Source organism: Polaromonas sp., assembly GCF_043778355.1.
GTDB lineage: Bacteria > Pseudomonadota > Gammaproteobacteria > Burkholderiales > Burkholderiaceae_C > Polaromonas.
The window spans coordinates 1-8,039 of sequence record NZ_JAYWHI010000073.1; the positions used below are offsets into that span (position 1 = coordinate 1).

6 protein-coding genes are annotated in these 8,039 nt (G+C 62.2%); 5 read left to right on the top strand and 1 reads right to left on the bottom strand.

The genetic code is table 11. From position 1 onward, the window contains the following. The first annotated feature begins 182 nt into the window (after positions 1-182). Positions 183-1,298, top strand: a complete 1,116-nt coding sequence (locus ACH2CW_RS11085) for an acyl-CoA dehydrogenase family protein (RefSeq protein WP_395058042.1) — start codon at positions 183-185, stop codon at positions 1,296-1,298. Between the two features lie 74 nt (positions 1,299-1,372). Then, a complete protein-coding gene (locus ACH2CW_RS11090; RefSeq protein WP_395058044.1) occupies positions 1,373-2,755 on the top strand; it encodes an alpha/beta fold hydrolase in 1,383 nt (460 codons plus the stop codon). A gap of 58 nt (positions 2,756-2,813) precedes the next feature. On the opposite strand, the gene ACH2CW_RS11095 is transcribed toward ACH2CW_RS11090, so the two are convergent. Then, a complete protein-coding gene (locus tag ACH2CW_RS11095; protein ID WP_395058046.1) occupies positions 2,814-3,371 on the bottom strand; it encodes an HNH endonuclease in 558 nt (185 codons plus the stop codon). A 396-nt stretch (positions 3,372-3,767) separates the two neighbouring features. Here ACH2CW_RS11095 and ACH2CW_RS11100 point away from each other — a divergent pair, with 396 nt between their 5' ends. The 3 genes from ACH2CW_RS11100 to lspA all read left to right on the top strand — a co-directional run. Then, complete coding sequence (locus tag ACH2CW_RS11100; protein ID WP_395058048.1) at positions 3,768-4,778, top strand: bifunctional riboflavin kinase/FAD synthetase; 1,011 nt, start codon at positions 3,768-3,770, stop codon at positions 4,776-4,778. Positions 4,779-4,882: 104 nt separating this feature from the next. Next, positions 4,883-7,702 carry an isoleucine--tRNA ligase gene (gene ileS / locus ACH2CW_RS11105; RefSeq protein ID WP_395058050.1) on the top strand — a complete coding sequence of 940 codons (2,820 nt, stop codon included), beginning with the start codon at positions 4,883-4,885 and terminating at the stop codon, positions 7,700-7,702. Then, positions 7,702-8,039 (top strand): signal peptidase II (lspA, locus tag ACH2CW_RS11110; protein WP_395058052.1); only part of this gene is annotated, 338 nt, incomplete at its 3' end. The genes ileS and lspA, both read left to right, overlap by 1 nt.

An 8,039-nucleotide genomic window follows, 5' to 3' on the forward strand; every position in this document is an offset into this window, starting at 1 on the left:
TTTCAATATGCGCAAGACAACGATTTACGGCGGCTCCAACGAGGTGCAGCGCAACATCGTCTCGCAGTTTGTTTTGGGCTGAGCCCACGGCGATTTGTCATTGCGGGCCTGACCCGCAATCCACATGTCTCAACCCCGGACTTGATCCGGGGCCGGGATGACACCCCAACAGGAGCATCACAATGGATTTCGATTTCACGGACGACCAGGAACAATTGCGCGACGCGGTCCGCAAATGGGTGGACAAGGGCTACGACTTCGAGCGCCGACGCGGCATTGCCAAAGCCGGTGGTTTCTCGCGGGAGGCCTATGGCCAGATCGCCGAACTTGGCCTGTGCGGCCTCTATATTCCTGAAGCCAATGACGGCCTCGGCATGGGCCCGGTCGAAGGCATGGTGGTGATGGAAGAGCTGGGCCGCGGCATCGTGGCCGAGCCTTTCGCCCAGACCCTGATCGCTGGTGCCGTGTTGTCCAGTTACGCACCCGACGCCGTTAAAACGGCCTGGCTGCCGAAAATCGCCAGCGGCGAAGCGCTGGTGGTGCTGGCCCATCAGGAGCGCGCCGCCCGCTACAAGCTTGACAGTTGTGAAGCAAAAGCGACCTCAGCCCCTACCGGCTGGACATTGTCTGCTACAAAAACCATAGTGCCCGCTGGCGACCAGGCCGATGCCTTCATCGTGCCGGCGCAGGCCAACGGCAAAATCGCGCTGTTTCTGGTGGAGCGTTCGGCTGCGGGCGTCACCACCCGCGGCTACGGCACGCAGGACGGCGGCCGCGCCGCAGACGTGTTGCTCAAGGACACACCCGCCACGCTGATCACGCTGGACGGACTGGCCGCGCTCGAACATGCGGTCGACATCGGCATTGCCGCCACCTGCGCCGAAGCCGTGGGCGTGATGGACAAAACCCTGGCCATCACCGTCGAGTACATGAACACCCGCAAGCAGTTTGGCGTGGTCATCAGCAGCTTCCAGGCACTTCGGCACCGCGTGGCCGACATGAAGATGCAGCTCGAGCTGGCGCGATCCATGAGTTATTACGCTTCGCTCAAGCTCAATGCGCCGGCGGCGGAACGGCGTGCCGCCATGGCCCGCGCCAAGTACCAACTCGGCAACTCCATGCGTTATGTCGGCCAGCAGGCAGTGCAACTGCATGGCGGCATCGGCGTGACCGACGAATACATCGTCAGCCACTACTTCAAGAAGCTCACGCAGATGGAAATGAGTTTTGGCGACACCCTGCACCACCTCGGCGAGGTCTCGGCGCGCATGCAGGACACCGCCGGCGTCTTTGCCTGACTTGCCCGCGACATATTGAGAAACGATGCTCCGTGGCATGAATCACGGGCACTTTTAATTCCAGGAGACAAACCATGATGATGCAACGCCGCCTTCTTCTCGTGATCGCTGCCGCCGGCCTGGCACTCGCCGGCTGCGCCACCTCGCCCACGCACGAACAACACCCGCCGATTGTTTTTGTGCACGGCAACGGCGACACCGCCGCCTTGTGGCAGACCACGGTCTGGCGTTTTGAGTCGAACGGCTGGCCGCGCGAGCGCCTGCACGCCATTGACCTGCCCTACCCGCTGGCACGCGATGATGATGGCAAGGCCCAGCCCGGCCGCACCTCCACCGCAGACCACATGGCCTTCCTCAAGTCCGAAGTCGACAAGGTGCTGCAAGCCACAGGCGCACGCCAGGTTGTATTGGTCGGCAACTCGCGGGGTGGCAATGCGATTCGCAATTACATCTACAACGGCGGCGGCGCCGCGCGCGTGAGCCACGCCGTGCTCGGCGGCACGCCAAATCATGGCGTCTGGGCAACCAAGGGTTTTCGCGAAGCCAACGAGTTTTCCGGCACCGGCCCCTTCCTGACCGGGCTCAATGCGCCCAAAAATGCGGCGGGTGACGAAGTGACTGGCCCGGTCAAATGGCTGACCCTGCGTTCAGACAACAACGACAAGTTTGCCCAGCCAGACGGCCTCTGGATAGGGGCCAAAGGCACACCCACCAACGTGACATTTGATGGCCCGGCACTCAAGGGCGCGACCAACGTCGTGTTGCCGCGCGTCGATCACCGCGAGACATCGTATTCACCCGCCGCGTTTGAGGCCACCTACCGCTTCATCACCGGCAAGAATCCGCAAACCCTCGCCATCCAGCCGGAAGCGCCCATCGTGCTCAACGGCAAAATCGCGGGCCTGGGACTTACGCCGACCGACCCCGCCTCCGGCAACTATTCCAACAACCTGCCGCTGCCCGGCGCGCAACTGATGGTCTACGCCACAGACCCTGCCACCGGCGCGCGCATCGGCAATGCGGTCCACACCAAAACCGTGGGCACCGACGGTCTGTGGGGGCCCTTCACCGCACAAGCTGGTGTTTCCTACGAATTTGCGATCCAGGCCACCGGGTATGCCACCACCCACATCTACCGCAGCCCGTTTCCGCGCTCCAGCAAATTTGTGAACTTTCGCGCAGACCGCCTCGCCGAAGCCGACAAGGCCGCCAAATCGAGCGTCACGCTGAACCGCCCGCGCGGTTACTTTGACGCGCAGCGTGACCGGATGATGTTTGACGGCAAAGCTGCGCTGCCGGGTGTGCCACCTGAAGGCGCCGGCGTTTCAGCGTCCAAGCTCAATCTCACGCAGGAGGGCATGCGCCCGATTGCGGCAGAGTTCAACGGTGAAAAAATCACCGGCCAGACCTGGCCGGTTTCTGGCAACCACGTGGTGGTGCTGGAGCTGACTTACTGAGTTTTTGACATCATCGCTCAGCCCTTGGGGCTGAGCGTGCGGGAACCTGGCCCGAAGCTCACACCAGAAGCCGCGATGTCCTCGGCACATGCGCCATCAGAAACTCCATCTGGTCCGCCAGGATACGGCGGTTGCGCAGGATGAAGTCTTCCCACAGGCTGGGCACATACGGTGTATACAGAAGCGGCATGTGCGCCTGTTCTGGCGTGCGGCTGCTCTTGCGGTGGTTGCAGGCGCGGCAGGCCGTCACCACGTTCATCCAGGTGTCGATGCCGTTTTGCGCAAACGGGATGATGTGTTCGCGTGTCAGCTCTTCCTCGTGGAAGTGGTCGCCGCAGTAGGCGCAGATGTTGCGGTCGCGCGCGAACAGCTTGCTGTTGGTCAGGCCCGGCTTGAGGTTGAAGGGGTTGATGTTGGGCACGCCCTTGGTGCCGATGATGCTGTTGACGTTGATGATGGACTGGTTGCCGGTGATGGCATTGTGTCCGCCATGAAAGGTCGCCACCCGTGCACCCATCTCCCAGCGCACTTCATCCGAGGCATAGTGCAACACGGCTTGTTCGAGGCTGATCCACGATTGCGGCAACCCCTGGGCTGAGAGCTTCAAGACCTTCAAACGAACCTCCAATGGTTAAAAAACACATGGAACCGGACTCAAACTGTCTGAGCCCTCAATATACAGGCAATTCATGACAAAGCGCGCTGTATGACCCTGTTTGGCCTTTGGAGCCGCATCAGCGCGGCGCGACCTGCTATTAAAACGATAATTGGAAATCCTGGAAATCCGCGTGCTTGACCGCTTACCACTGCAAGACCTACAGATGAAGATGAATTTTGATGAAGGAATCAGGCTTGACGACCTGGCGAATAGCGCTACGCACCCGATTGCACCGCCCTGGCGCGCGCTGGCTGCGTTGCTTCTCCTTGCGGGCATCAGCCCGCCGCGTCGTCACGCCTTGCCAGCCCACCCCATGACGGTCCACGCGGGCGCGTCCAAACACCGATTCCCAGGATGAAGATTTTTCGCAGCTACCAACATCCTGCACTGGCGTCCCACTGCGCGCTGACCATCGGTAACTTCGATGGCGTGCACCGCGGCCACCAGGCCATGCTGGCGCTGCTGAAAAACGAGGCCCAGCATCGGGGCGTGCCGAGCTGCGTGATGAGCTTCGAGCCGCATCCGCGCGACTACTTTGCAGGGCTTGCGCGCAAACCCGAGCTGGCGCCAGCGCGTATCGCCACCCTGCGCGACAAACTCACCGAACTGGCGCGTTGCGGCATCGACCAGTGTGTGGTGCTGCCCTTTAACGCGCGGCTGGCGGCGCAGCCGGCTGAAGACTTCATCAGCGATGTGCTGGTCAAGGGCCTGGGCGTGCGTTACGTGCTGGTCGGCGACGACTTCCGCTTCGGCGCCAAACGCACCGGCGACTACGCCATGCTGGACGCGGCTGGCGAGCGCCTGGGTTTTGATGTGGCGCGCATGAACAGTTATGAAGTCAGTAACACCCGCGTCTCGAGTTCGGCCGTGCGTGAGGCGCTGGCCCAGGGCCAGATGAGCCGCGTGGCCAGCCTGCTGGGTCGGCCCTACAGCATCTCCGGCCATGTGGTGCACGGCCGCAAGCTCGGGCGCGAGCTCGGTTTTCGGACCCTGAATCTGCGCTTTTCGCACTGGAAGCCGGCGGCCGGCGGGATTTTTGCGGTGCAGGTCTTCGGCCTCGGTCCCGATCCGCTGCCCGGCGTGGCGAATCTGGGCATTCGGCCCTCGCTGGACCCCGACGATGTCAACGGCGGGCGGGTGCTGCTGGAGACCCATTGCCTGGCCTGGCCGGCCAGCCTGGGCGCGGAGGAGGCATACGGTAAAATCATTCGCGTGGAACTGCTACACAAACTGCACGACGAACTGACCTACGACGGTCTGGACAGCCTCAAGGCGGGCATCTCCAGGGACTGCCACGACGCGCGGGCGTTTTTTGCATCCATGCACACGGAAACCAGCCGCCAGACGACGCGCGACCGAATTTAGACGATCTCGTCGCCCCTGGCCCCGTCCCCCTCGGCGCAAGGCTTGTTTTCCCGAACAGCATTCCGGCAGCCTGTCCAATCAGGCCGCCCCAACAAGAGCATTCCATGTCTGACACCAACACCGATTACCGCAGCACCCTGAACCTGCCCGACACCCCGTTTCCCATGCGCGGCGATCTGCCCAAACGCGAAGCGGCCTGGGTCAAGGAGTGGGATGACAAAGGCATCTACAAAAAACTGCGCGATGTGCGCGCCGGCAAGCCGAAGTTTGTGCTGCACGACGGTCCGCCCTACGCCAACGGCCAGATCCATATCGGCCACGCCGCCAACAAGATCCTGAAAGACATGATCGTCAAGGCGCGCCAGCTCAAGGGGCTGGACGCTGTGTATGTGCCGGGCTGGGACTGCCATGGCCTGCCGATCGAAAACGCCATCGAAAAACTTCATGGCCGAAATCTTTCAAGAGACGAGGTGCAGGCCAAAAGCCGCGCCTTCGCCACCGAGCAGATCGCAGCTCAGAAAGAGGACTTCAAGCGCCTGGGCGTGCTCGGCGAATGGGCCAACCCCTACCTGACCATGAACCCCGGCAACGAGGCCGACGAGATCCGCGCACTCAAGCGCATCATGGAACGCGGCTTTGTGTACCGGGGCCTGAAACCCGTCTACTGGTGTTTCGACTGCGGCTCCTCGCTGGCCGAGTTCGAGATCGAATACGCCGACAAGAAATCGCAGACGCTGGACGTGGGTTTCAAAAGCGCCGAGCCCGACAAACTGGCTGCAGCCTTCGGCCTGAAAAGCCTGAACAAGGATGCATTTGCGGTGATCTGGACCACCACCGCCTGGACCATCCCGGCGAATCAGGCGCTGAACCTGAACCCCGAGCTGGATTACGCGCTGGTCGATACCGAGCGCGGCATTTTGCTGCTGGCCGCTGTACTGGTGGAAAAATGTCTGGCGCGTTACCAGCTCACCGGCACGGTGCTGGCCACGACGGCAGGCAAAAACCTGGCGCTGCTTAACTTCAAACACCCACTGTATGAGGTGGACGCTGGCTACCAGCGCCTGAGCCCGGTGTTTCTGGCCGACTACGCCACCGCCGATGACGGCACGGGTATCGTGCACTCCTCGCCTGCCTACGGCGTGGAAGACTTTAACTCCTGCGTGGCCAATGGCATCGCCTATGACGACATCCTCAATCCGGTGCAGGGCAACGGCCGTTATGTCGATGAACTCCCACTGTTCGGCGGCCTCAACATCTGGAAAGCCGCACCGCTGGTGATCGACGCCCTGCGGGACGCCGGCCGCCTGTTTGCCACCGAAAATATCACGCACAGCTACCCGCACTGCTGGCGCCACAAGACGCCGGTGATCTACCGCGCGGCCGCGCAGTGGTTTGTGCGCATGGACGAAGGCGAAGGCGTTTTCACCAAAGACAAGGCGCCACAAACCCTGCGCCAGCTCGCGCTGAACGCGATCGACGAGACCAGCTTCTACCCGGAAAACGGCAAAACCCGCTTGCGCGACATGATCGCCGGCCGACCCGACTGGTGTATCAGCCGCCAGCGCAACTGGGGCGTGCCCCTGCCGTTTTTCATCCACACCGCCACCGGCGAGTTGCACCCGCGCACCATGGAGATCATGGACCAGGCAGCAAGCATGGTGGCGGCCGGCGGCGTGGAGGCCTGGAGCAAGGCCACGGCCGAGTCCATCATCGGAGCCGATGCACCGGACTACATCAAGAGCACCGACATCCTCGACGTCTGGTTTGACTCGGGCACCACGCATGACCATGTGCTCAAGCACAGCCATGCGGCGCAGTCCACTTGGCCGGCCGACCTCTACCTGGAAGGCCATGACCAGCACCGTGGCTGGTTCCACTCCTCGCTGCTCACCGCCTGCGCGATGTACGACCACGCGCCCTACAAAGGCTTGCTGACACACGGCTTCACGGTGGACGGCAAGGGCCGCAAGATGAGCAAGAGCGAAGGCAATGTGGTGGCGCCGCAAGAAGTGTCGGGCAAGCTGGGCGCCGAGATCATCCGCCTGTGGTGTGCGTCGACCGACTACTCGGGCGACCTGGCCATCGACGACAAAATTCTGGCGCGGGTGGTGGATGCTTATCGCCGTATCCGCAACACGCTGCGCTTTCTGCTGGCGAACATCAGTGACTTCGACCCGCTGCAAGACGCCGTGCCGCTGGCGCAGATGCTGGAAATCGACCGATACGCGCTGAGCCGCGCGGCGCAGTTGCAGGCCGACATCCTGACGCATTACGAGGTCTATGAATTCCACCCGGTGGTCTCCAAGCTGCAGATCTACTGCAGCGAAGACCTGGGCTCGTTCTACCTCGACATCCTGAAAGACCGGCTCTACACCACCGCGCCCAAGTCGCTGGCCCGGCGCAGCGCGCAGACCGCGCTACACCAGATTACGCATGCGATGCTGCGCTGGATGGCGCCTTTCCTGAGCTTCACCGCCGAAGAAGCCTGGAAGGTCTGCGGCGCGTCGGAATCCATCTTCATGGAAACCTATGCCGAACTGGCTGCGCCCGATGCGAAGCTGCTGGCAAAGTGGGGCCGGGTGCGCGAGCTGCGCGATGCGGTCAACAAGGACATCGAAACCCTGCGCGCCGGCGGTCAGGTCGGCTCCTCCCTGCAGGCCAATGTGGCGCTCGACGTCGCCCCGGACGACCATGCGCTGCTGGCCAGCCTGGGCGAGGATCTGAAGTTTGCCTTCATCACATCCGCTATTGAATTGATAGCTGGCGACGTCCTTTCCATAAGGGTCAAGCCCAGTTCCGACACCAAATGTGAACGCTGCTGGCACTACCGCGCCGATGTCGGCCATGACGCGGCGCACCCGACCCTGTGCGGACGTTGCACCAGCAACCTGTTCGGCGCAGGTGAAGACAGGAAGTTCGCATAATGCCCAAAACCACCTTCTCCAGAAACTCTGCCGCGATGTTGCCCTGGCTCGGCCTGGCGCTGATTCTGTTTATTGCGGACCAGTTCACCAAGGTGCTGATTCTTGGCTACTACCAGCTCGGTGACGCCACCTACGTGACCAGCTTTTTCAACATCGTGCGGGTGCACAACAGCGGCGCGGCCTTTTCGTTTCTGGCCAATGCCGGCGGCTGGCAGCGCTGGTTTTTTACCGGCATAGGCATCGCTGCTGCACTGTTCATTGTCTGGATGCTCCGGTCCCACCCCGGACAAAAATTGTTTGCGTTTGCCCTGTCCTGCATCCTGGGCGGTGCGGTGGG